This is a genomic window from Enterobacter hormaechei subsp. hoffmannii (assembly GCF_001729745.1).
Classification (GTDB): domain Bacteria; phylum Pseudomonadota; class Gammaproteobacteria; order Enterobacterales; family Enterobacteriaceae; genus Enterobacter; species Enterobacter intestinihominis.
The window spans coordinates 1,827,740-1,851,677 of the sequence record NZ_CP017186.1; the positions used below are offsets into that span (position 1 = coordinate 1,827,740).

General features: G+C 56.5%; 18 protein-coding genes and 1 other RNA gene. 9 read left to right on the forward strand and 10 right to left on the reverse strand.

Annotated elements, in window-relative coordinates; all coding sequences use genetic code 11:
• The first annotated feature begins 45 nt into the window (after nucleotides 1-45).
• From BFV65_RS08615 to selO, 3 genes are all read left to right on the forward strand, one after another.
• Entirely contained in the window at nucleotides 46-510 is a 465-nt protein-coding gene (locus tag BFV65_RS08615) for an NlpC/P60 family protein (RefSeq protein WP_015570730.1), read from the forward strand.
• Between the two features lie 292 nt (nucleotides 511-802).
• Nucleotides 803-1,516: an EAL domain-containing protein gene (locus BFV65_RS08620; protein ID WP_069596465.1), complete on the forward strand. Its 714-nt coding sequence runs from the start codon at nucleotides 803-805 to the stop codon at nucleotides 1,514-1,516.
• Between the two features lie 61 nt (nucleotides 1,517-1,577).
• Nucleotides 1,578-3,020, forward strand: a complete 1,443-nt coding sequence (gene selO, locus BFV65_RS08625; RefSeq protein WP_069596466.1) for a protein adenylyltransferase SelO — start codon at nucleotides 1,578-1,580, stop codon at nucleotides 3,018-3,020.
• Here selO and BFV65_RS08630 read toward each other — a convergent pair.
• From BFV65_RS08630 to ppsR, 8 genes are all read right to left on the reverse strand, one after another.
• Nucleotides 3,017-3,796, reverse strand: coding sequence for a heme ABC transporter ATP-binding protein (locus BFV65_RS08630; protein ID WP_069596467.1), 780 nt, complete (start codon nucleotides 3,794-3,796; stop codon nucleotides 3,017-3,019). The two genes, selO and BFV65_RS08630, sit on opposite strands and share 4 nt — an antisense overlap.
• Nucleotides 3,789-4,781 (reverse strand): FecCD family ABC transporter permease, encoded by a 993-nt coding sequence (locus tag BFV65_RS08635; RefSeq protein WP_069596468.1) that lies wholly within the window; start codon nucleotides 4,779-4,781, stop codon nucleotides 3,789-3,791. The genes BFV65_RS08630 and BFV65_RS08635 overlap by 8 nt, the downstream gene beginning before the upstream one ends.
• Nucleotides 4,781-5,599 (reverse strand): heme/hemin ABC transporter substrate-binding protein, encoded by an 819-nt coding sequence (locus BFV65_RS08640; protein ID WP_023299914.1) that lies wholly within the window; start codon nucleotides 5,597-5,599, stop codon nucleotides 4,781-4,783. The genes BFV65_RS08635 and BFV65_RS08640 overlap by 1 nt, the downstream gene beginning before the upstream one ends.
• Nucleotides 5,596-6,624 carry a hematinate-forming heme oxygenase ChuS gene (gene chuS, locus BFV65_RS08645; RefSeq protein ID WP_038417025.1) on the reverse strand — a complete coding sequence of 343 codons (1,029 nt, stop codon included), beginning with the start codon at nucleotides 6,622-6,624 and terminating at the stop codon, nucleotides 5,596-5,598. Before chuS ends, BFV65_RS08640 begins: the two co-directional genes overlap by 4 nt.
• Before the next feature lie 35 nt (nucleotides 6,625-6,659).
• Nucleotides 6,660-8,642, reverse strand: a complete 1,983-nt coding sequence (locus tag BFV65_RS08650) for a TonB-dependent hemoglobin/transferrin/lactoferrin family receptor (RefSeq protein ID WP_058677255.1) — start codon at nucleotides 8,640-8,642, stop codon at nucleotides 6,660-6,662.
• 76 nt (nucleotides 8,643-8,718) lie between these two features.
• Entirely contained in the window at nucleotides 8,719-8,907 is a 189-nt protein-coding gene (hemP, locus tag BFV65_RS08655) for a hemin uptake protein HemP (protein WP_022647850.1), read from the reverse strand.
• Between the two features lie 209 nt (nucleotides 8,908-9,116).
• Complete coding sequence (gene aroH / locus BFV65_RS08660) at nucleotides 9,117-10,163, reverse strand: 3-deoxy-7-phosphoheptulonate synthase AroH (protein ID WP_045309066.1); 1,047 nt, start codon at nucleotides 10,161-10,163, stop codon at nucleotides 9,117-9,119.
• A gap of 150 nt (nucleotides 10,164-10,313) precedes the next feature.
• Complete coding sequence (gene ppsR / locus BFV65_RS08665; RefSeq protein ID WP_017384644.1) at nucleotides 10,314-11,147, reverse strand: posphoenolpyruvate synthetase regulatory kinase/phosphorylase PpsR; 834 nt, start codon at nucleotides 11,145-11,147, stop codon at nucleotides 10,314-10,316.
• 335 nt (nucleotides 11,148-11,482) lie between these two features.
• Between ppsR and ppsA the strand changes: the two genes are divergently transcribed.
• The 4 genes from ppsA to BFV65_RS08685 all read left to right on the forward strand — a co-directional run bounded on the left by ppsA (nucleotide 11,483) and on the right by BFV65_RS08685 (nucleotide 18,440).
• Complete coding sequence (ppsA, locus tag BFV65_RS08670; RefSeq protein ID WP_023305974.1) at nucleotides 11,483-13,861, forward strand: phosphoenolpyruvate synthase; 2,379 nt, start codon at nucleotides 11,483-11,485, stop codon at nucleotides 13,859-13,861.
• 234 nt (nucleotides 13,862-14,095) lie between these two features.
• Nucleotides 14,096-15,496, forward strand: coding sequence for an MFS transporter (locus BFV65_RS08675; protein ID WP_038415905.1), 1,401 nt, complete (start codon nucleotides 14,096-14,098; stop codon nucleotides 15,494-15,496).
• Nucleotides 15,497-15,499: 3 nt separating this feature from the next.
• Nucleotides 15,500-17,875 (forward strand): glycoside hydrolase family 3 N-terminal domain-containing protein, encoded by a 2,376-nt coding sequence (locus tag BFV65_RS08680; RefSeq protein WP_069596469.1) that lies wholly within the window; start codon nucleotides 15,500-15,502, stop codon nucleotides 17,873-17,875.
• Between the two features lie 358 nt (nucleotides 17,876-18,233).
• Nucleotides 18,234-18,440: a hypothetical protein gene (locus BFV65_RS08685; protein ID WP_022647855.1), complete on the forward strand. Its 207-nt coding sequence runs from the start codon at nucleotides 18,234-18,236 to the stop codon at nucleotides 18,438-18,440.
• Nucleotides 18,441-18,840: 400 nt separating this feature from the next.
• Here BFV65_RS08685 and rprA read toward each other — a convergent pair.
• Nucleotides 18,841-18,948: antisense sRNA RprA (gene rprA / locus BFV65_RS08690), an RNA gene on the reverse strand.
• A 209-nt stretch (nucleotides 18,949-19,157) separates the two neighbouring features.
• Nucleotides 19,158-20,273, reverse strand: coding sequence for an AI-2E family transporter YdiK (ydiK, locus tag BFV65_RS08695; RefSeq protein ID WP_022647856.1), 1,116 nt, complete (start codon nucleotides 20,271-20,273; stop codon nucleotides 19,158-19,160).
• Nucleotides 20,274-20,472: 199 nt separating this feature from the next.
• Between ydiK and ydiJ the strand changes: the two genes are divergently transcribed.
• Together ydiJ and menI are read left to right on the forward strand one after the other, a co-directional pair.
• On the forward strand, nucleotides 20,473-23,529 hold the full coding sequence (gene ydiJ, locus BFV65_RS08700; RefSeq protein ID WP_069596470.1) for a D-2-hydroxyglutarate dehydrogenase YdiJ: 3,057 nt from the start codon (nucleotides 20,473-20,475) through the stop codon (nucleotides 23,527-23,529).
• Nucleotides 23,526-23,936, forward strand: a complete 411-nt coding sequence (gene menI / locus BFV65_RS08705; RefSeq protein WP_023305978.1) for a 1,4-dihydroxy-2-naphthoyl-CoA hydrolase — start codon at nucleotides 23,526-23,528, stop codon at nucleotides 23,934-23,936. Before ydiJ ends, menI begins: the two co-directional genes overlap by 4 nt.
• The last annotated feature ends 2 nt before the right edge of the window (nucleotides 23,937-23,938 follow it).

Genomic DNA, 23,938 nt, shown 5'->3' on the forward strand with positions numbered 1-23,938 from the left:
CGCTAAATTACCGAAAGAACAAAAAAAGCAGAGGATTCGTCTGAAATGCGATTCTGGTTTCTCCTTGTTGCGGCGCTATTTCTTGCAGGATGCAGCAGCCATCGTGCACCTCCGCCTAACCCACGGCTTTCTGACTCCATTACGGTCATTGCCAGCCTGAACGATCAGCTCAGCAACTGGCGCGGCACCCCTTATCGCTACGGCGGGATGAGCCGGGGCGGGGTGGATTGCTCGGGATTTGTGCTAATGACTTTCCGCGATAAATTTGACCTACAGCTTCCGCGTGAAACGCGTATGCAGGCGAAAATCGGCACTGAAATTGATAAAGACGAGCTCCTGCCCGGCGATCTGGTCTTTTTTAAAACAGGTTCCGGTGAAAGCGGCCTTCATGTCGGCATTTATGACACCGATAATCAGTTCATTCATGCCTCGACCAGCCGCGGCGTGATGCGCTCCTCTCTCGATAATGTTTACTGGCGTAAAAATTTCTGGCAGGCCAGGCGTATTTAACCGCTGCATAAAGATGCAGTGCGGAAGGCCTGGCGGTGAAAATAGCCGTCAGGCTTTTCTTGCGGGTGGATTAAAGTAAAATTTTTGCCCACTTATTTTTGTCAGCATGTGCCTGTTTTATCTAAAACTGGCTATTATTCAATAACCAGGATAAGATTATTTTAGATTCAGGGAAAAATCTGAAAATTAATACGGAAAGAATGAAATTAATCTTATTAAAATCAAGACAGTGGAATTGTGCCTGCAATTGCTCCAGGATGTTCTCTCTCATCTTTAATGCAGGACAAGGGCGATGATTATTACGCTAGATAATGCTTACCAGTCTGAACTTTTACTCCTTCCGGCGCGTGATAGTGCAGGTTTGCTTAAAGGTTTAGAGATTTTGGTTAACTTTACTGGCGTGGGTACGGACGTACGAATGCCGACTGAACTGGTTATCCCTCATCTTTCTCAGGAAGATGAATTAGTGCTGTTTCAGGAAAAACTGCAATTACTCGATACCTGTAAGCTATTTTTTATTCAGCATCAGTTAATTGCATGGATCAATATTACACCTGCAATTGTTGAGTTTTTATTAACTAATGAGAACGCTGTTTCAATCCTTGATCGTTATCCGTTTCTTGAGTTTACTGTTAATGAGAACTATCCAGGTTTAAATAACGGGAAAGACGATCTGACGCTTGCAAGAATGGCGATCCATTTCCCCTTAGTGCTGGCTAACTTTGGTGCAGGGGCTGCATCCCTTAAACCGGTTTATGATGGTCTGTTCAAACGGGTGATTCTGGATAAAAACTTTATTCATCAGCGCGTCTCGGCGCTCTCTTTCGAGCCATTTATGCGCGCCATTCTCTGGCAGATCGCGCCGCATTGTCAGTCGGTCATGGTCTCGGGAATTGACGATCACGGCATCTTACAACGCGTGCTGCCCTTCAATTTTGGCGCAATGCAGGGAACCCTGTGGCCTGCCGTCCCGGCAGAACGCGTAACGACCCTCGTTCAGCAATAACCCCTTTCTTCGCCCGTGTTTACGTCAAGGGAAACCCTCTACACTTAAAGCAGGAGGACTTATGACCCTGTCTTTTACTGCTCACTGGCACGATGAATTACCCGGCTTTTACACCGCGCTTAAGCCCACGCCTTTACAGAACGCGCGTCTTATCTGGCATAACGATGCATTAGCGGATTCGCTTGGCATCCCTTCGACACTTTTTCAGCCAGAAAAGGGCGCCGGTGTCTGGGGCGGCGAAACGCTGCTTCCGGGCATGAAGCCTCTGGCTCAGGTCTACAGCGGACATCAGTTTGGCGTCTGGGCGGGACAGCTCGGCGATGGTCGCGGCATCCTGCTGGGTGAACAGGTTCTGCCGAATGGCGAAACGCTCGACTGGCACCTGAAAGGGGCAGGGTTAACACCGTACTCACGCATGGGGGATGGCCGCGCGGTGCTGCGTTCAACCATTCGTGAAAGTCTGGCTTCCGAGGCGATGCATGCCCTGGGGATCCCCACCTCACGCGCGCTGTCCATTGTCACCAGCGACACGCCGGTGGCCCGTGAGACGATAGAGCAGGGGGCGATGCTGATCCGCGTGGCGGAAAGCCATCTGCGTTTCGGCCATTTTGAACACTTCTACTATCGCCGCGAGCCGGATAAAGTCCGCCAGCTTGCCGATTACGCCCTTCGACGTCACTGGCCGCACCTGCAAGACGAACCGGACCGCTATGTTCTCTGGTTCCGTGATATTGTCGCGCGCACCGCCTCAATGATTGCCCGCTGGCAGGCCGTTGGCTTTGCCCACGGGGTGATGAATACCGACAACATGTCCCTGTTAGGGCTGACGTTTGACTACGGTCCGTACGGCTTCCTTGATGACTATCAACCGGGTTACATCTGTAACCATTCGGACTATCAGGGGCGTTACCGTTTCGACAACCAGCCTGCGGTGGGGCTGTGGAACCTTCAGCGGCTTGCGCAAAGCCTGTCGCCGTTTATCGACGTCGATGCCCTGAACGATGCGCTCGACACCTATCAGGAGGTCTTGCTGCGGGAATATGGTGTGTTAATGCGCAACAAGCTGGGGCTGATGACGCAGGAAAAAGGCGATAACGCGCTGCTGAATGGGCTGTTTGCCATCATGGCGCGTGAAGGCAGCGACTATACCCGAACCTTCCGTATGCTAAGCCAGACTGCGCAGCAGAGCGCCGCTTCACCGCTGCGTGACGAGTTCATCGATCGACAGGCGTTTGATGACTGGTTTGCCACTTACCGGGCGCGTTTACAGCAGGAACAGATTGATGACGATACCCGCCAGGCGCGGATGAAGGCGGTTAACCCGGCGATGGTGTTGCGCAACTGGCTGGCGCAGCGGGCTATTGAGCAGGCAGAGCAGGGGGATTATGCCGAGCTGCATCGGCTGCATATCGCCCTGCGCACGCCGTTTGCCGACCGGGAGGATGACTATGTCAGCCGCCCGCCGGACTGGGGCAAGCGACTGGAAGTGAGCTGCTCAAGCTAAGGGGCGAGAAAAACCTGCGGCGCGGCGTGCGCCGGATGTCTGCCGACGTGCACCTGCGCACCGTACCAGCGCGCCAGCGCGTCGGCCTGCAATACCGTCTCCGGTATGCCCTGAGAAACAATCCTGCCGTTGTGTAACAGCAGGATCCGGTCCGACCATAACGCGGCGAGATTAAGATCGTGCAGCACCACGCAGACGTGAAGATGACCCAGACGGGTCAGCGATTTCAACAGGCGCAGCAAATGCTGCTGGTGGTAGAGATCCAGCGCTGAAGTGGGTTCGTCGAGAAACAGCCAGCCGCGCGGCGTTCCCTCACGCCACAGCTGCGCCAGCGCGCGGGCGAGCTGAACGCGCTGCTGCTCGCCCCCCGAGAGGGAATGATAACGTCTGCCAGCCAGCGGCAGGCAACCGGTCAGCTGCATCACCTCACGCACAATCGACGGTTCAGGTTGAGGCGACCAGGGCGCACGCCCCATTCCAACGATCTCCTCCACCAGCCAGTCAAATCCAGGCTGAGTATGCTGACGCATCACTGCCCGATAGCGGGACAGCGTCTCCGGGTGCCATTCATCCAGCGCTTTCCCCGCCAGCGAACAGCCGCCGCTGTCGGGTTTCAGGTAGCCGGTCAGCAGTCGCAGCAGCGTGGATTTCCCCGCGCCGTTGGGACCGATCAATGTAACCAGCTCTCCCTGCGACAGTGACAGCGAAACGTTATCTGTCAGCGTGCGGCCAGACCGGGTAAAAGTCAGATTTTCAGCCGTATAACGTTCAGCCATGCTGTTCTCCACGACGAAAAATGAGCCATAAGAACCAGGGGGCGCCAAGGATGCTGGTGAGCAACCCGACCGGCATTTCTGCCGGGGCGACCAGAGTGCGGGCTACCGTATCCGCCACCAGCAGCAGAAAAGCGCCCGCGAGAACCGTGCCGGGGAGGGTTGCCCGGTGATCGGCGCCCAGCCACATGCGCATCAGGTGCGGCACCACGAGTCCGAGAAAGCCAATCACGCCGCTGACGGCGACAGCCGCAGCGACCAGCAGAGCGCTGCATAACAGTAATATTCGCTGTACAAGGGCAACGTCCACGCCGAGATAATGCGCTTCCTCTTCACCCAGTTGCAGTAAATTTAACGCGCTGGCACAACGCCAGATCGCCAGAGCGGCAGGCACCATCAGCGAGATCACGGCGAGCAGCGTTGACCACTGCGCCTGACCGAGACTTCCCATTCCCCAGAGTGAAAGCTGACGCAACTGGGCGTCATTGCTGACCCACGAAAGCACACCCACTGCCGCACCGCACAGGGCATTGATGGCGATACCCACCAGCAACAGACGTGACAGAGAGGTGTCACGCTGCTTGCTGAGCAGGAAGATCACGCCTGTGGCTGCCAGCGCCCCAAAAAATGCCGCCAGCATCGGAGCATAAAGCATCACCAGCGCGGGCAGCGATAGCGGGAGCACCACCCACAGGGCGACGGCCAGCGCCGCACCGCTGCTGATCCCGAGCAGGCCCGGGTCGGCCAGCGGATTGCGGAACAGCCCCTGCATGACGCAGCCGGCGAGCGCCAGCGACCCGCCAATCACCAGCGCCAGCAGCACGCGGGGCAGACGGATGGTGAGCCAGATCTGGCGTAGCGTCTCATCGCTGCCGCTCCACAGCACGTTCACCGGCAGGCGTAACGCCCCAAAACCGGTAGCCATGAACGTCATGACGGTAAGCAACCCCGCCAGAAGCCATAACGATAACGTGATGCGCCGGGACATCAGGGCAGTTGCTCCGCTCTGGCACGCAGTTGTTGTATGGCTTTCGGCGTGCGGACGCTGAAGCCCAGCAGGGCCATGTCATCAATAGCCAGCACCTGCTTGCTTCGCCCCGCTGGCGTTTGCGCCAGGCCGGGCAGTTTCCACAGATTTTGTTCGCCGCCCAGCGCGTTAAGGCCGTCCTGCGAAATCACCACCAGATCCGGCTGGCTGGCCATTACCCCCTCCTGGGAGAGCGGCTGATAGCGGGTAAAGCCCTGCATGGCGTTCTGCAACCCGGCGGCGCGTATTGCCGCATCCGCGCCGGTCTGTTGCCCGGCCGCCATTGCGGTCATTCCGCCGTGGCTGAGGATAAACAGCACCCGCTTGTTGAGCGGTGTTGAGGGCAGAGCCGCCAGCGCCTGACGCAGCGAGTTGCGCAGGGTTTCCCCTTGCACCTCATGATGCGTCGCCTGAGCTATCACCCGCACTTTTTCGTCAATCGTGCGCAGGTCAGGCGTGCCGGGAACGGTAACTACCCGGACGTGGCTCTGTTCAACCTGTTTCAGCGCCAGAGAGGGTTGCGCCTGGTCGCTTGCCAGCACCAGCGTCGGGCGTACAGACAGAATTCCCTCCGCATTCAGCTGGCGGAGATACCCCACGTCAGGCAGCGCGTTTGTCACCTGCGGCCACTGGCTGGTACTGTCGCGCGCTACCAGAGAAGATTCCGCGCCGAGAGCGTAGACGATCTCCGTCACGTCGCCGCCGAGGGCGACAATTCTCTCCGGCGCGGCGACGGCGACCAGCGGCAGGGCGCAGAGCAGGGCAAACCAGTTTTTCATGCGGCCAGCCCTTCTGGCGTCAGAGCGTCAATCTGGCGGCGCCACTGGCTCTGCTCCGGCTCGCCTTCGGTACGCTGCCCGTAGAGCTGGGCGATCTGAGTTCCATCCGCAGCAAACAGCTCCAGGCTGGTAACGTGTCCGTCTGCCGTGGGCTTACGCGTAACCCACGTCTCCGCGATAGTCTCCTCCAGCAGATGCAGGGTAAAGGTTGGGTTGAAGATGTTCAGCCAGCCCTTCATGGGCGTCAGTTTTTCCACCACACCGGTGAAGATCTGCACGCAACCGCGGTTGCCGACGAAGATCATGATTTCGTTTCCGTCCTGTTGCGCCCTCTCCAGCAGTTGTGCCAGCGCGCTGTTATCCACCTTACAGGCCAGATCGTCACTCACCAGACGAAACGCCTGCTGGCGGCTCAGGTTATGGCGCTTCAATAAGCTAAAGAATTGATGCACGTCGGTCATGGCGCGCCACTCTTTCTCCACCGAGCCTGCATCTGCACCGTCGGAATGCGCGGGGGCTTCGACAGCCTTCAGCGCCAGAGCGGGGTTATCGGCAATGATAAAACGGGTCAGCACGTCGCCCCAGGCGGCAACGTCGGTGTGATCCGTGGTGTAGACCTTCAGTAAAGCGTCGCCCTGATGATCGAAGAACTGAATGCTCTGACGTTCGCCGCGGGAGGTCGTTTCGCTAATGTGAAACGCGCTCGCCCACTGGTTGAGGAACAAACGCAGATCCAGCGCGCGCGGATTCAGCACCAGCCCGGCATGACCGCCGAGGTGCTGGTGAGTAAACGCTCCAACCTGTTCGTGAACGGCGTATTCGTTACGGCAGATGCATTTGGTTTCCCCCACGGACTCCAGCGCTGCCAGAATCTCGCGGATTTCACCGCGCAGCCGCCAGGCGTCGTGTCCAACGCGCGCAAATGCCAGCTCTGCTTCGCTGATGTGCATTAATCCGGCGATATCACGGGCGTACTTACCCGGATGTTCTTCTTTAAGCTCAAGCCAGCGTGTGTAGTGACCCATAATCTTATCCTTCTGAATCGTTGCCCCGAAGGGAATTACCATTGATAACTGACGAAGATCTTGCCGTTGCGGCCATCCTGCGGGATGCCCTGCGGTGACCAGTAGGCTTTGTCGAAGGCGTTCCCCAGCACGAGGGTGGTGGTGATGCCTTTGAACTGCTGCTGGCCTTTATAACTGACGTAGAAATCATTTACTGCGTAGCCAGGCTGCTCGCTGTAGCTGCTGCTGATGTGCGTTGAACGTTCGACGAAGGTGCCGATCCAGCCCACGGAGAAGCCGCTTTGCGCCACCGGGATATCCAGCTTGCTGGTGACGGTGTCCGGGTTGATGCTGGAGATATATTCACCCGTGTCGGTATCTTTCCCGCGCGTGCGGTTATAGGCCACGTCGAGGTTGAACAGGCTGGTGGCGTAGGTTGCCATCATGTCCCAGCCCCAGATTTTGGCATTTGGTACGTTATAGGACATGGTAGTGGCCGCCGCAAAATCGACGGTGGTAGAGATGTAATCTTTTGCTTTGGTGTCGAAGTAGCTGGCTTTGAACTCCAGCGCGTCGTTGGCGAGTAGCAGATCGTCAAAACGCAGCCCAAAACCGAACTCCTGGGTTTCGTTGGTCTCCGGACGCAGGTTCGGGTTCGGCACCCAGTAGTTAGTGTAGAAGCTGCCGATAGAGAAGTGCTTTGAGTCGTTATACATTTCGCCCATCGTTGGCGCGCGGAAGGCCTGGGCGTAAGAGCCGAACAGCATCAGCCAGTCGGTTGGACTCACGGTTAACCCGGCGCGTGATGACCATTTATCCGCATCCACGTCGTCGTAACCGTCGCTGCTGCCGCGGTAGTTGTCGTAACGCGTCCCGCCGAGAAGCGTTACCGGCAGGTCGCGCAGGGTGATCTCATCCTGCAACCAGCCGGAGCTGAAGTCGATTTTAGCGTCCGGGAAGCCGGTGGTCGCGCCGCCAGGGTGTTGCTCCTGACGGTAGTATTCCCCGCCGTAGGTCAGCAGGTGCGAGGCGAAGGAGTCGCTAAACAGGCGGGTGCGGTTTTCCACTTTGCCGCCTTTGGTGGTCTGCTTACGGAACTCGCCGCTGGCGTCGATGTTCTGGGCGTTGATCCGCGCTTCGGACCAGTAAATTTTCGCATCGGCGTTCAGCCAGTCGTTTCCGGCTGGCGCAATGCGGTAGCCAAGCTGGGCATCGCGCTGAATGGTGGAACGATCGGTCATCGGGTTACTGCTGCTGGCATCCGTGGTCTGCGGGTTTTTCGGCTCCTGCGCGTCGTTGTTGTAGTAGCGCAGGGAGCCGCTCAGCGTCTGAGCCGGATCAATTTTCCAGCTGCCTTTCGCCAGCATATTGTTGATGGATTCGTCGTTTGGCGCCCTCGCGCCGTCACTCTGGCGAATGTCGCCGCGATCGCGACTGGACCAGGAGACCACACCGTCCAGGGTATCGGTGCGGCCATAGGCGCTGGCGCCCATCCCGATGCTGTGATCGCCTGTTGCACCGGTAGCAAATACGCGATAGCCGCTATTTTTACCTGCGTCCAGCAGATCGCTGGCGTCGACGGTGTCATATGAAATTACGCCGCCCAGCGCGCCGCTGCCGTACAGCAAGGCGGAAGGGCCACGTACCACTTCGATACGTTTGATCAGCGCCGGATCGAGGAACGTGCTGTTCAGGTGTCCGGTATCGGTGCCCTGACGTACGCCATCCACCAGCACCAGCACGCCACGTCGGTCGTAACCGCGCAGGTTAACGTCCTGACCGTTGGTGCGCCCGGTGCCGTCCAGCGTCAGGCCGGGCACCTTGCGCAGCAGGTCGGCGGCGGAGCTGGCGGTCTGGTTTTCCGGCGCGGTGGCGTCAATCACGCTTACCATCATGGGGGCTTCGAAGGCGCTGCGGGCGTTGCCGGTGGCGGTAACGGTGATATCGTCTGTGGCGGCAAACGCAACGCCCGGCAGGGTGCTGACAATTGCCAGCGCCAGAAGAGACGGGCGTAAAGACGCGGATTGCAGGTGTGGCATAGCAACTCTCCATAAGAATTGAAAAGCGCTGGCTGCCTGGGGATCACCTGGGTGGCTGGCGAAGGTGTTGTCTGGATTATTTAGTCAGGATCAGTTTTCCGGCATTGGTCTGGCGCAGCAGGTAGTGCTGGCCGTCATGCTCGATAATGACCCGTCCCTCCTCACCCAACAGGCTTTTGCTGTCGATTCGGCGATCGGTGGGAGCAGGGGACGGCGCTGTGTGTGTTTTTACTGGCGTTGCCGCGCTGTTATCGGTCGGTGACATAATGTTTATAAATAACAATCAATGTAACAATGATAATCATTATCAATAAACTGCAAATTCACGGCAAGCGTTTTTATGAAAATTGTGTGACGGGATCAAATTTGGGGGAGAGGTGCGGTCTGATGCCCTCACCCCGACCCTCTCCCATGGGGAGAGGGAGAAGGACACGTACCGTAGGCCGGGTAAGCGCAGCGTCACCCGGCAGGATTTTAAAAGCGCGTGTCCACGGCTGAAGCCAGCTTCTCCAGCAGCAGCTCGCTGTCTTCCCAGCTCAGGCACGGGTCGGTGATCGACTGGCCGTACACCATTTGCTGTCCGGCGACGATCTTCTGCGTGCCTTCTTTGATAAAGCTCTCCGCCATAATTCCTGCAATGGCGGTCGAGCCGCTGCGGATCTGCTGGCAGACTTCATCGCAGACGTCCAGCTGGCGGCGGTGCTGTTTCTGGCAGTTGCCGTGGCTGAAATCCACCACCAGATGCTCCGGCAGGTCAAATTCCGCCAGCGTTTCGCAGGCGGCGGCAATATCTTCTGCATGGTAATTCGGTTTTTTACCGCCACGCATAATGATATGTCCGAACGGGTTGCCGCTGGTCTGGTAGATGGTCATCTGGCCGTTTTTATCCGGGGAGAGGAACATATGGCTGGCGCGTGACGCGCGGATGGCATCAACGGCGATGCGGGTATTGCCGTCCGTTCCGTTTTTGAAGCCCACCGGGCAAGAGAGCGCCGACGCCATTTCACGGTGGATCTGGCTTTCAGTGGTACGCGCGCCAATCGCGCCCCAGCTAATGAGGTCGGCAATAAACTGTCCGGTCACCATATCCAGAAATTCGGTAGCGGTCGGCACGCCCAGCTCGTTAACCTGTAACAGCAGCTTGCGCGCCAGCGCAATGCCGTGATTCACCCGGTAACTACCGTTCAGATCGGGATCGGATATCAATCCTTTCCAGCCCACGACGGTACGCGGTTTTTCAAAGTAGGTACGCATCACGATCTCCAGGCGATCCTGATACGTGCCGCGCAGCGTCTGAAGGCGTTGTGCATAATCCATCGCCGCGTCCAGGTCGTGGATGGAGCAGGGGCCAATTACTACCAGAAGACGTTTGTCTTCACCATTGAGAATTTTTTCGATGCGGCGACGGGAGGCCGTCACATGGTCCGCCACCTCGGCGGAAACGGGGTGCAGCCGGGCCAGTTCAGCCGGGGTGACCAGGCTATCAATGCGCGCGGTGCGCAGTTCGTCGGTTTTGTTCATGGAATGTCTCAGAAATTTTTTGCTTCATCGGCAGACTACCGGGAAGTGATGGGCATCACCTTAAACCAATCCCTGCTGATTTCAAGTTCGGGGCACGTCGCCCCGAGGATGGCATGATAATAACTGAAACAGGATTAATGTACTAGCATATTAGTACATGCGACGATTCAGTCCCATGATATCGAGGATCTTGGTGGCAATTTCTTCTACTGAATAGTTGGTACTGTTCAGCCAGGGGATCTGATTTTTCCGGTACAGCGCTTCGACTTCGGAGACTTCCATTCGGCACTGGCGCATTGAGGCGTAGCGGCTGTTCTCGCGACGTTCTTCGCGGATCGCCGCCAGTCGTTCCGGGTTGATGGTTAGCCCAAACAGCTTATGCTGAAGCGGCTTGAGCGCGGCAGGCAGCACCAGGTTGTCCATATCATCGGCAATAAAGGGGTAGTTGGCGGCGCGAATGCCAAACTGCATTGCCAGGTAAAGGCTGGTGGGGGTTTTACCGCAGCGCGACACGCCAAGCAAAATGACCTGCGCCTGGTCCAGATTGCGCAGCGAGATCCCGTCGTCGTGCGCCAGGGTGTAATCAATGGCGGCAATACGCGCATCGTATTTGGTCAGGTTGCCGGGGTTCAGCCCGTGGGTACGGTGAGCGATCGGCGTCGGGTCGAGCTTCAGCTCGCTTTGCAAGGGTGCAACCAGCGCCTGCACGATATCCTGACAGAAGCCCTCGCTTTGCAGAATGATGTTGCGGATCTCAGGGATCACAATGGAATAGAACACCAGCGGACGAACACCGGTCTGCTGGTAAATGGCGTCGATCTGGTCCTTGACCGCTTTGGCCCGGCTCTCGTTTTCCACGAACGGCAGCGTGATGCTGTTTATCGACACGGGAAACTGCGACATCACCGCGTGTCCCAGCACCTCGGCGGTAATCGCCGTCCCATCAGAAATATAAAAAACGTGGCGATCGACAGCATTATCCATTTTATCCACCCTGAATAGCGTACGTAATTGCCTGAAAGCATAAATTAAAAAAGTTAATTGCACAGCAAAGAACTTATCTGAATTTAAAATGAAATGGTGTTTTTGATTTTCCTGAAAAGTGGATTTCATTTTCTGATTAGCGGCGTTATTTCTATGGTTTTTGACGGAATCTATAGGAATCATCGGGTTAGCGAGTGCGGGGAAACTGTCCGAAAAGTTGAAAATTTAAATTGCTTACACGATTCACCGTTTTTTTAGCGGAAATAAATATGCCAGTATAAATACGTAGTCAGGTGTTTCTTACTCCGATCAAATATCACAAAAGGATTGTTTCGATGTCCAACAATGGCTCGTCACCGCTGGTGCTTTGGTATAACCAACTCGGCATGAATGATGTAGACAGAGTTGGGGGCAAAAATGCCTCCCTGGGTGAAATGATTACAAATCTGTCCGGTATGGGTGTCTCCGTACCAAACGGGTTTGCCACAACCGCCGATGCGTTTAACCTGTTTTTAGACCAGAGCGGTGTAAACCAGCGCATTTACGACCTGCTGGATAAAACGGATATTGATGATGTCACCGAGCTTGCCAAAGCCGGGGCGCAAATCCGCCAGTGGATTATCGACACACCTTTCCAGCCGGAACTGGAAAAAGCGATCCATGACGCCTACAACCAGCTCTCCGCTGACGACGCGCAGGCCTCCTTTGCCGTGCGCTCTTCCGCTACCGCGGAAGATATGCCGGATGCCTCTTTCGCCGGACAGCAGGAAACCTTCCTCAACGTCCAGGGTTACGAGGCGGTACTGGTGGCGGTGAAGCATGTGTTTGCTTCCCTGTTCAACGACCGCGCCATCTCCTATCGCGTGCATCAGGGCTATGACCACCGCGGCGTCGCGCTCTCCGCAGGCGTACAGCGCATGGTGCGCTCCGACGTGGGCTCTTCCGGCGTGATGTTCTCTATCGACACGGAATCCGGCTTCGACCAGGTGGTGTTTATCACCTCCGCGTGGGGTCTGGGCGAGATGGTGGTGCAGGGGGCGGTGAACCCTGACGAATTCTACGTGCACAAGCCTACGCTGGCGGCTAACCGTCCGGCAGTGGTTCGCCGCACCATGGGCTCGAAAAAAATCCGCATGATCTATGCCCCGACGCAAGAGCATGGCAAGCAGGTCACCATTGAAGATGTGCCGCAGGAGCAGCGGGATCGCTTCTCGCTCACCGACGCCGAAGTGGAAGAGCTGGCAAAGCAGGCGGTGCAGATTGAAAAACACTATGGCCGTCCGATGGACATTGAGTGGGCCAAAGACGGACACACCGGCAAGCTGTTTATCGTGCAGGCGCGTCCGGAAACCGTCCGTTCGCGCGGTCAGGTCATGGAGCGCTACACCCTGCACGCGCAGGGCAAAATTGTCGCGGAAGGCCGCGCAATCGGCCACCGCATCGGTGCCGGTCCGGTGAAAGTGATCCACGACATCAGCGAGATGAATCGCATTCAGCCTGGCGACGTGCTGGTGACCGACATGACCGACCCGGACTGGGAGCCGATCATGAAGAAAGCGGCTGCTATCGTCACCAACCGCGGTGGCCGTACCTGCCACGCGGCTATTATCGCCCGTGAGCTGGGGATCCCGGCGGTGGTCGGCTGCGGTGACGCGACCGAACGCATGAAGGACGACCAGAACGTGACGGTCTCCTGTGCCGAAGGCGATACCGGTTACGTGTATGCCGATATCCTCGACTTCAGCGTGAAGAGCTCCAGCGTGGATACCATGCCGGACCTGCCGCTGAAAATCATGATGAACGTCGGTAACCCGGATCGCGCGTTTGACTTCGCCTGCCTGCCGAACGAAGGCGTGGGCCTGGCGCGTCTGGAATTCATCATCAACCGCATGATCGGCGTTCACCCGCGCGCGCTGCTGGAGTTTGACGACCAGGACGCGAAGCTGCAAAACGAAATCCGCGAGATGATGAAGGGTTACGACTCGCCGAGAGAGTTCTATGTCGGCCGCCTGACGGAAGGCATCGCCACGCTCGGCGCGGCCTTCTACCCGAAACGCGTGATCGTGCGTCTGTCGGACTTTAAGTCCAACGAATACGCTAACCTGGTGGGCGGCGAACGCTACGAGCCGGAAGAAGAGAACCCGATGCTGGGCTTCCGCGGCGCCGGACGCTACGTGTCGGAAAGCTTCCGCGACTGCTTCGCGCTGGAGTGCGAAGCGGTAAAACGCGTGCGCAACGACATGGGGTTGACCAACGTGGAAATCATGATCCCGTTCGTCCGTACCGTGGATCAGGCGAAAGCGGTGGTGGATGAGCTGGCGCGTCAGGGGCTGAAGCGCGGCGAGAACGGGCTGAAGATCATCATGATGTGTGAAATTCCGTCCAACGCCCTGCTGGCCGAGCAGTTCCTGGAGCACTTCGACGGCTTCTCCATTGGTTCGAATGATATGACGCAGCTGGCGCTCGGCCTGGACCGCGACTCCGGCGTCGTCTCTGAGCTGTTTGATGAGCGTAACGAGGCGGTGAAAGCGCTGCTCTCCATGGCCATCCGTGCGGCGAAGAAACAGGGTAAATATGTCGGGATCTGCGGGCAGGGTCCTTCTGACCATGAAGACTTTGCGGCCTGGCTGATGGATGAGGGGATTGATAGCCTCTCCCTGAACCCGGACACCGTGGTGCAAACCTGGCTGAGCCTGGCAGAGCTGAACAAGTAAAACCTGCATAACCTGAAAAAGGCGAGGATATCTGTCCTCGCCTTTTTTATTTTCCTGCGAATATGCTCACCATCACAAATAAAGCAAAAAACCAAATATCATAATTTATCTGTTAATTTAGACAATTGTTAGTGGGCAGGGCGTTGCTAATACTTGAGCCTTACCGCGTACATCCGTCGGGATGATGCGCGACTGGTTGAAATACGTTTTAACCTGATAAAAAGGCAAATAACAATGACAATCTCCTCTGTATTACGTACCAAAGATAAAATAGGTTATGGCCTCGGTGATATGGCCAGCGCGCTGGTCTGGCAAACGGCAACGTTATTTCTCGCGTATTTCTATACGGACGTATTCGGTTTGCCGGCGGCCATTATGGGCACCATGTTTTTAGTGGTGCGCGTGATCGATGCGTTTGTCGATCCGTGCATTGGCGCGCTGGTGGACCGCACTCAGACCCGCCACGGTCGTTTTCGTCCCTGGCTGCTCTGGTTTGCCATTCCGTTTGGCGTGAGCTGCCTGATTACCTTCTACGTACCGGATGCCGGGCAGACGGCGAAAATTGTCTATGCCTGCGTAACCTATGCCATCCTGAGCCTGATCTACTCCGCGATTAACGTTCCATACTGCGCCATGCCCGGCGCGCTGACGCTCGACCCGCGCGAGCGCCACTCGCTGCAATCCTGGCGCTTTGGCCTGTCGTTTATCGGCGGGTTGATTGTAACGGTCATCGCGCTGCCGCTGGTCTCATTATTAGGTCAGGGGAATGTGCAAAAAGGTTATTTCTATGCCATGAGCCTGATGGGGCTGCTGGGTATTATTTTATTCTTCTGCTGCTTCTTTATGACCCGGGAGCGTTACTCGCCACGCAATGACACCTCCGGCTCGATGCTGACGGATTTAAAACTGCTGGCCGCCAACAGCCAGTGGCGAATTGTTTTTCTGTTTAATATTTTACTGTTAACCGCCGTCGTGACGCGTGGCTCTGCGACCATGTATTACGTTAACTATGTTCTGTTACGTCCTGAACTGGTCTTTGCCTTTATTGTTTCCGGCATGGTGGCATCCTTAAGCGGCGCATTATTATCTGAACGCCTGCTGGGGAAATTTGATCGCGTACGTGCCTATCAGTGGACCATTATTTCTTTCGTTATTTTTGGCGCGCTGATTTTCTTCATTCCGCCTTCGCAGGTGTGGCTGATATTCGGTCTGAATATTGTGTTTAGTTTTATTCAGAACCTGACCACGCCGCTGCAATGGACCATGTTCTCCGATGTGGTGGACTACGAAGAACACCGCAGCGGCCGCCGTCTGGACGGGCTGGTCTTTTCTACCGCCCTGTTTGCCATCAAGTTTGGGCTGGCGCTGGGTGGGGCGGTGGTCGGTTGGGTGCTGGGCATGGTGGATTACGCGCCCGGACAGGCAAACCAGGCGCCTCACGTTCTCGCAACCATCAATGCCCTGTTCACCCTGATCCCCTGCGCGCTGTTCCTCTGCATGGTGGCGCTCCTTGCTATCTACAAACTCAACAGCCGACTGGTGGATTCCATTGCCCGTGAGCTGGCCAGCAAGCGAGACATTCGAAACGATGCGGGGCAGCTCAGCCCGGTAACCCAATCCGCACTACAGGAGTAAACCATGACTGTGATCTACAAGGACGCGGGACGTCCCGTACACGAGCGTGTCGCTGATTTACTGGCGCGTATGACGCCGGAAGAGAAATTTGCCCAGATGCACGCGTACTGGCTGATCCTCGATGAACACGGCAGCCACCGCGAGCGCAGCGATTTGAGCGATGAGTTCGCCGGCGTGAGCGAACAGGCGTCCCTCAGCGAAAGGCTGAAGCTGGGCGTCGGGCAGATCACCCGTCCGCTCGGCACGCACATTGTTGATGCAAAAACCGGCGTGCGTGCCGCTAACCGCCTGCAACGTATGATGATGGAGGAGACCCGGCTCGGCATTCCGGCGCTGTTTCATGAGGAGTGTCTGGTTGGGCTGCTGTGCAAAGATGCAACCCTGTTCCCGTCGTCGCTGAACTACGGTTCCACCTGGGACCCGGCGCTGGTGCAGCGCGCGGCGGAGCAGATTGGCAACGAGGCCCGGTCCGTCGGGTGCCAGCAGGGGCTGGCCCCGGTGCTGGATGTCTCGCGCGATGTGCGCTGGGGACGGACGGAAGAGACCTTTGGGGAAGATCCGTGGCTGGTAGGGGTGATGGCGACGGCGTACGTGAAGGGGTTGCAGGGCGATAAGCGCGATCTGCTGGCGACCCTGAAACATTACGTGGGGCACTCCTTCAGCGAAGGGGCGCGCAATCATGCGCCGGTCCATCTGGGTTTCAGCGAGCTAAGCGATACCTTCCTGCTACCGTTTGAGATGGCGGTGAAGCTGGCCAACGCCGGTTCGGTGATGCCGGCCTATCATGACATCGATAATCAGCCAGGGCACAGCGACCATTTCCTGCTCACCACCGTGCTGCGTGAACAGTGGGGCTTCGACGGCATTATTGTCGCGGATTACGGCGGCGTCAGCCTGCTGCACCAGCACCATGGGATTTCTCACGATCCAGCAGAATCGGCGGCGCTGGCGTTTAACGCCGGGCTGGACGTGGAATTGCCGAAGGATGACTGCGCGCGTCATCTGGCGGAAGCGGTAGAGCGTGGGCTTATCTCAATGGCGAAAGTGGATGAGATTGTGGCGCGCGTGCTAAGTGAAAAATTCCGTCTCGGGCTGTTTGAAAAACCGTACGCCGACGAAAAAGGTATCGATTTGCAGAATGAGGCGACCCGGCAGGTGGCGCGCGAGGTGGCAACAAAATCGATCACGCTGCTGGAAAATAACGGCATTTTGCCCCTCGGCGGAAAACCCCGTGTAGCGGTAGTGGGGCCGACGGCGGACGATCCGCTGGCGTTGCTGAGCGGCTACAGCTTCCCGGTTCACCTGATCATCAGTGATATGGTTGAAGAGACCTCGCAGGTGACAACCCCGCGCGCGGCGCTGGAACAGTACCTTGGTGCATCGCAGATACGTTACGCCAAAGGGTGCCACATTATCGAAAAACGGATGGCGGGTGCGCCGGTGTTCCCGGGCGACAGCGGCGGTAAACCGATGCAGCAATCGCCGGTTTCACAACGCACGGATTTGATCCCCGAAGCCGTGAGCGCGGCAAAAGAGAGTGACGTGGTGGTGGCCTGCGTGGGCGACCTCGCCGGGCTATTCCAGAGCGGCACCGTGGGGGAAGGATCGGATACCGATTCGCTGAATCTGCCGGGCGTGCAGCAACAGCTGCTTGAGGAGCTGGTGGCAACCGGCAAGCCGGTAATTGTCGTCATGACGGGCGGGCGTCCTTATAACCTTCAGGGGCTGGAAGAGAAGGTGGCCGCGCTGATGATGGCCTGGGCGCCGGGGCAGGAAGGGGGCTGGGCGATTGCCGATATCTTAACCGGCCGCGCGGAGCCGCAGGGCAGGCTGGTAGTCAGCGTGCCGAAAAACGCCGGGGCGATGCCGTACTACTATAACCACAAGCTGAAAAGCGGCGGCACGCCGTTTGCGTTCCATTTCGGCGCACTTTACCCGTTCGGTTACGGTCTTGGCTGGACGCAGTTTCACTGGAGTGCGGCGCGTCTCGCTGAAAGCCACGTCCCGGTCGACGGAGAGGTGGTGTTAAGCGTCGAAGTCAGCAACATCGGGGAGCGCAGCGGCAGCGAAGTAATACAGGTGTACGTGCGTGACAAAGTCGCGACGCAGGTTCGTCCGCTTCAGGAGCTGAAAGCGTTTCAACGCGTTACGCTTTCACCGGGAGAAACCGCCACCCTGACCTTTACCCTGCCGGTGGAGATGTTTAATTTCACCCGCCGGGACGGGAAGCGAATTGTCGAGCCAGGTGAATTTGAGCTACAGGTTGGCGCGTCCTCGGCGGATATTCGCGAGGTAGTGAACGTGCAGGTGACCGGGGAGACGCGGGTGCTGGAGGGGGAATGGCAGATGTTGAGTAGGAGTGAAATTTGTAAAAATTAATATTCAGGACTCGCCTGGCCACAAAGGCGAGTCCTCTTTCAAGCAATCAAAAGAGGAAAATGAACTTACAAAGCACTAATAACTTAAAAAAATAGTTCGCATAAGAATAGTCTTAGCCGCCTTGCTCTGAGCCTGGAACTGATATAGCTACTCCTCACCGTCTGCTGGTTGCAGGACTGCGCCAGATAGCCTGATAGGTTTGATGAGCTATAAAAGATGAAATTTAAATGAAGATACGGACTCTGTCTGATTTAAGTTCCCTGTGCAACGGCTACATGACAACGCAATGCAGGGAAAACGAAGAACTACAGTGCATAGCGTCAGAACTCAGGATTCAATAAGTAACTGGAGAGGTTAAGTGGTTGTAGATATTTCGGTGTTATTCATTATTCTTTTAATGATTGTGTGCGCCCTGATTTATCGCCTTTCTGTCATGGAAGATAAGTTGTTAGCAATGGAGTTAAGACACGCTACGGAAGTCAACGCAGCGCGTAGAGAAGGGTATATAAACTGCATGAATCTTCATGCTCAGGTTGAAAAAAGTATAAAAGATAAAGCTAAATGATGGCGTTTTTAGGAACGCCAGTTTGGCTGTTATATCATTTACTGTGCTTGCCTTGACGTTTATCTTTTTTCTTATGGCGGGAAAATAACCCACATAACTATTATTGACAGAAGAAAAAGGTGCAGGCGCTGCTCCTGCAGTGGTCAGCCGCCTTATACGTGGTGATGCTCATTACAACGTGAACGTGCTCGCGCTGATGAACGGGCAGAGGCTACTAATAATTCAGAGTAAAAGGAACACCTGGCGGTACGAGAAAGATATTCAGTAGATAGTGAAATGGCATATGCTTATGACGAATGGAACTAAACAGTAAAACTCTTTCATCGCTATTCATCCGTCTGTAATGAACGGTCTTTTCGTTTAAAACACGCCTAAAACCTGTGCGCTCAGCATAAGGTAAATAAAAAAAAGCCCATCGTGGGAGATGGGCAAAGACTACACACAGCAATTCGTTGTTTCACTCAGGGGATTTCCATGCTTATAAATCAAGGTGTTGATTTATAACCGTGTCTTAATAGTAGGCATGCCAACTTTATGAGTCGATCGGATTCGTCTCAATAGTTAAAGGGAGGTAAAGATTTCTTGAAGAGAATGACGGTTTTAGGCATGAAAAGGCGGGTCTGACCAGTGCGCAGAGAATAAATAGTTTAGCAACGTTTAAGTATTCCTGCGAAGAGTGTAGGCCGGGTAAGCGTTAGCGCCACCCGGCAAAGGTTATTACTGCGCGTTCTTATCTTCCAGCTCTTCAAGTTCGCTTAAGATGAGGTCCGGATCGGTTCCGGGTGGCGGCACTTCATGCACCCAGGCAGAGAAGAGACGCCAGGTTACCGCAAGCAGCACCGGACCGATAAACAGGCCAATCATGCCGAAGGCAATCAACCCCCCGATCACCCCGGACAGGATAAGAATCAGCGGCAGATCAGCGCCCATGCGGATGAGGAGAGGACGAATCACGTTATCCATGGTGCCCACCACGCAACTCCAGACCAGCAGCACCGTGCCCCAGGTCGTGTCCCCCGTCCAGTAAAGCCAGATAATGCAGGGAACCAGCACCAGCAGCGGACCAAGCTGTGCCAGACAGGTCATCAGCATGACAACGGTGAAAATGGTGGCATAAGGTACGCCGGAAACCGCCAGCCCGATACCGCCAAGCACCGCCTGCACCAGCGCTGTGACCACCACGCCGAGCGCCACCGCGCGAACGGCCTGGGCTGCCAGCAGCACGGCCGCATCGCCGCGTTTACCTGCCAGTCGGGTGGCGAAATGGCGTACCCCCAGCGCAACCTGCTCGCCGCGCCAGTACAGCAGGGCGCTGAAGACCAGCATCAACGTACAGTGCATCATGAAGCGACCAATATGTGCAGCCTGCCCGACAAACCAGGTGGTGGTTGTGCCGATGTACGGGCGCACTTTGGCCATCAGGGCGCTACCGCCCATCTCCAGCAGGCTGTGCCAGCCGCTGTATAGTTTTGCACCCACAACAGGAATGCTGTTCAGCCACGCGAGATCCGGCAGCGTCATGTCACCGCTGGTGACCGCGCGAATAACCGGGCCGCTGCTGTCAACCAGGCTGTTAACCAGCAGCGCAATGGGAATAATAAACAGCAGGAACAGCAGCAGCGTCATCACCAGCACGGCAAGGCCGCGGCGACCAAACAGCAGTTTCTGCAAACGTAAGAGTAAAGGCCAGGTTGCGACCACGACGGTCGCGGCCCAGGCAAATCCGAGCACGAAAGGACGAACAATCCACAGACACGCAATAATCATAATGGCTAAGAACAGCACCGACAGCAGTATCTGTGCGACATCCCTGGGCTGACGAAGATTGACCATAAACGAAACTTTCCTTAAATGAACACCAGCAAGGCTGATGGGAATATAAACCGCATCTCTCTAATCATTAGTGATTTCAGCAATTTTTGACAGGCGGATTTTGCCCGTAATTCTACGAAGCACATAAGAAAAAAATGTGATAAAACTTTCCAGACACAACGCAAACGATTTCACACTATTCTCATTAGGGTCGACAGCAATGATCCCACAGATTTCTCAGGCACCGGGCGTCGTTCAACTGGTGCTTAATTTTTTGCAGGCACTGGAGCAACAGGGTTTTACAGGTGATACCGCCACCGATTATGCCGACAGGCTGACGATGGCAACCGATAACAGTATTTACCAGCTTCTTCCCGATGCCGTCGTTTTCCCGCGCTCTACCGCCGATGTGGCCCTCATCGCCCGTCTGGCGTCGCAGGAGCGTTTCAGCTCCCTGGTCTTTACCCCGCGCGGCGGCGGGACGGGCACCAATGGGCAGGCGCTGAACCAGGGCATCATCGTTGATATGTCCCGCTATATGAATCGCATCATTGAGATCAACCCGGAAGAGGGGTGGGTGCGTGTGGAAGCGGGGGTAATCAAAGATCAGCTGAATCAGTTTTTAAAACCGTATGGCTATTTTTTTGCGCCCGAGCTTTCCACCAGTAACCGCGCAACCCTTGGCGGGATGATCAACACCGATGCCTCAGGGCAGGGCTCGCTGGTCTACGGCAAAACCTCCGATCACGTCATGGGTGTGCGGGCGGTGCTGCTGGGGGGCGATATTCTCGATACCCAGCCGTTGCCGGTCGAACTGGCTGAAACGCTGGCAAAAGAGAGCACCACCAGCGGACGGATTTATCGCACCGTGCTGGAGCGCTGCCGCGAAAATCGCGAACTGATCCTCGACAAATTCCCGAAGCTCAATCGCTTCCTGACGGGCTACGATCTGCGCCATGTCTTTAATGACGATCTGAGCCAGTTCGATCTTACCCGCGTACTGACCGGGTCAGAAGGTACGCTGGCCTTTATCACCGAAGCGCGTCTGGATATCACCCCGCTGCCGAAGGTGCGCCGTCTGGTGAACGTCAAATACAACTCCTTTGACTCCGCGCTGCGTAATGCCCCGTTTATGGTGGAGGCGCGGGCGCTGTCGGTGGAAACCGTTGATTCAAAAGTACTGAACCTGGCCCGGGAAGATATTGTCTGGCATTCGGTGAGCGAACTAATTACCGACGTGCCGGATAAAGAGATGCTCGGTCTGAACATCGTCGAGTTCGCCGGGGATGACGCAGAGCTGATTGAGAGCCAGGTGAGCACGCTCTGCCAGCGTCTGGACGAGTTGATTGCACTGGGTGAGGGCGGCGTCATTGGCTGGCAGCTGTGTAACGACCTCTCCGGCATCGAGCGAATCTACGCGATGCGTAAAAAGGCGGTGGGGCTGCTCGGTAACGCGAAAGGGGCGGCGAAGCCGATTCCATTTGCGGAAGATACCTGCGTGCCGCCGGAGCATCTGGCGGATTATATTGTGGAGTTTCGTGCGCTGCTCGACAGCCATGGTCTGAGCTATGGAATGTTCGGGCACGTTGACGCGGGTGTGCTACACGTGCGCCCGGCGCTGGACATGTGTGATCCGCAGCAGGAGATCCTGATGAAGGAGATCTCCGACGAGGTCGTGGCCCTTACGGCCAAATATGGCGGTTTGTTATGGGGAGAGCATGGCAAAGGATTCCGCGCCGAGTACAGCCCGGCGTTTTTTGGTGAACAACTCTACGCCGAGCTGCGTAAGGTGAAAGCCGCTTTTGATCCTGATAACCGTCTTAACCCGGGTAAAATCTGCCCGCCAGAGGGCGTTGATGCGCTGATGTTGCAGGTAGACGCCGTCAAGCGCGGCACCTATGACCGACAAATTCCGATTGCGGTTCGCGCTTCCTGGCGCGGCGCGATGGAGTGCAACGGCAACGGGCTGTGCTTCAACTTCGATGTGAAAAGCCCGATGTGTCCGTCGATGAAAATCACCAGCAACCGCATCCACTCCCCAAAAGGACGTGCGACGCTGGTGCGCGAATGGCTGCGCCTGCTGGCCGACCGCGGCATTGACCCGCTCAAGCTGGAACAGGAGCTGCCGGAAAAACGCGCCAGCCTGCGCGGGCTCATCGAACGGACCCGCAACAGCTGGCATGCGAATAAAGGCGAATACGATTTCTCGCATGAGGTGAAAGAGGCGATGTCCGGCTGCCTGGCGTGCAAGGCGTGTTCAACCCAGTGCCCGATTAAAATTGACGTGCCGGAATTCCGTTCCCGCTTCCTCCAGCTGTACCACACGCGTTATCTGCGCCCGATGCGCGATCATCTGGTGGCAACGGTGGAGAGTTACGCGCCGCTAATGGCTCGTGCGCCAAAAACCTTTAACTTCTTTATCAATCAGCCGCTGGTGCGCAAACTGTCTGAAAAACATATCGGCATGGTGGATCTGCCGCTGCTGTCGGTGCCATCGCTCCAGCGTCGGCTGGTGGGGCACCGCTCGGCGAACATGACCCTGGAACAACTGGAAGCATTAAGCCCTGAGCAGAAAGCGAAGGTGGTGCTGGTGGTGCAGGATCCGTTTACCAGCTATTACGATGCGCAGGTGGTGGCTGATTTTGTCCGTCTGGCAGAGAAAATTGGCTACCAGCCGGTGGTACTGCCGTTCTCGCCGAACGGCAAGGCGCAGCACATTAAAGGTTTCCTGACCCGCTTCGCGAAAACCGCGCAGAAAACTTCAGATTTCCTGAATCGCGTGGCGCAGCTCGATATGCCAATGGTGGGCGTCGATCCGGCGCTGGTGCTCTGTTACCGGGATGAATATAAGCAGACGCTCGGCGATAAGCGTGGTGATTTTCAGGTCTTACTGGTGCATGAGTGGCTGCCTGCGGTGCTGAAGCAAACGGCCCCTCAGGAGGTCAGCGGAGAATCCTGGTACCTGTTTGGGCACTGTACCGAAGTGACCGCGCTGCCGACGGCGCCTGCCCAATGGGCTTCTATCTTCGCGCGCTTTGGCGCGAAGCTGGAAAGCGTCAGCGTGGGCTGCTGCGGTATGGCCGGAACCTACGGTCATGAAGTCAAAAACCACGCTAACTCGCTCGGCATTTACGAGCTGTCGTGGCACCAGGCAATGCAGCGCCTGCCGCGTAACCGCTGTCTGGCGACGGGCTACTCCTGCCGCAGCCAGGTGAAACGGGTGGAAGGTAACGGCGTTCGCCATCCCTTGCAGGCTTTACTGGAGATTATCGGATGATCTGGAAACGTGCGGTCACTCTGCAGGCCTTAAATGCCATGGGTGCGGAAAACATGGTCGGTTTGCTGGATATCCAGTTTACGCGCATTGGCGATAATGAACTTGAAGCGACGATGCCAGTAGACAGTCGTACTCATCAACCGTTTGGCCTGCTGCACGGCGGCGCGTCCGTCGTGCTGGCCGAAACGCTGGGGTCGGTCGCAGGTTACCTGTGTACGGAAGGGGAGCAGAAGGTGGTCGGGCTGGAGGTCAATGCCAACCACATCCGCTCCGTTCGCAGCGGGCGCGTGCGCGGTGTTTGCCGCGCACTGCACGCCGGAAGTCGTCATCAGGTGTGGCAGATTGATATTCTGGACGAGCAGGATCGCCTGTGTTGTTCATCCAGACTGACGACGGCCGTTGTGTAAAG

Coding starts and splice junctions, on each gene's coding strand:
- BFV65_RS08615 (WP_015570730.1), top strand. CDS start 46: ATGCGATTCTGGTTTCTCCTTGTTGCGGCGCTATTTCTTGCAGGATGC.
- BFV65_RS08620 (WP_069596465.1), top strand. CDS start 803: ATGATTATTACGCTAGATAATGCTTACCAGTCTGAACTTTTACTCCTT.
- selO (WP_069596466.1), top strand. CDS start 1,578: ATGACCCTGTCTTTTACTGCTCACTGGCACGATGAATTACCCGGCTTT.
- BFV65_RS08630 (WP_069596467.1), bottom strand. CDS start 3,796: ATGGCTGAACGTTATACGGCTGAAAATCTGACTTTTACCCGGTCTGGC.
- BFV65_RS08635 (WP_069596468.1), bottom strand. CDS start 4,781: ATGTCCCGGCGCATCACGTTATCGTTATGGCTTCTGGCGGGGTTGCTT.
- BFV65_RS08640 (WP_023299914.1), bottom strand. CDS start 5,599: ATGAAAAACTGGTTTGCCCTGCTCTGCGCCCTGCCGCTGGTCGCCGTC.
- chuS (WP_038417025.1), bottom strand. CDS start 6,624: ATGGGTCACTACACACGCTGGCTTGAGCTTAAAGAAGAACATCCGGGT.
- BFV65_RS08650 (WP_058677255.1), bottom strand. CDS start 8,642: ATGCCACACCTGCAATCCGCGTCTTTACGCCCGTCTCTTCTGGCGCTG.
- hemP (WP_022647850.1), bottom strand. CDS start 8,907: ATGTCACCGACCGATAACAGCGCGGCAACGCCAGTAAAAACACACACA.
- aroH (WP_045309066.1), bottom strand. CDS start 10,163: ATGAACAAAACCGACGAACTGCGCACCGCGCGCATTGATAGCCTGGTC.
- ppsR (WP_017384644.1), bottom strand. CDS start 11,147: ATGGATAATGCTGTCGATCGCCACGTTTTTTATATTTCTGATGGGACG.
- ppsA (WP_023305974.1), top strand. CDS start 11,483: ATGTCCAACAATGGCTCGTCACCGCTGGTGCTTTGGTATAACCAACTC.
- BFV65_RS08675 (WP_038415905.1), top strand. CDS start 14,096: ATGACAATCTCCTCTGTATTACGTACCAAAGATAAAATAGGTTATGGC.
- BFV65_RS08680 (WP_069596469.1), top strand. CDS start 15,500: ATGACTGTGATCTACAAGGACGCGGGACGTCCCGTACACGAGCGTGTC.
- ydiK (WP_022647856.1), bottom strand. CDS start 20,273: ATGGTCAATCTTCGTCAGCCCAGGGATGTCGCACAGATACTGCTGTCG.
- ydiJ (WP_069596470.1), top strand. CDS start 20,473: ATGATCCCACAGATTTCTCAGGCACCGGGCGTCGTTCAACTGGTGCTT.
- menI (WP_023305978.1), top strand. CDS start 23,526: ATGATCTGGAAACGTGCGGTCACTCTGCAGGCCTTAAATGCCATGGGT.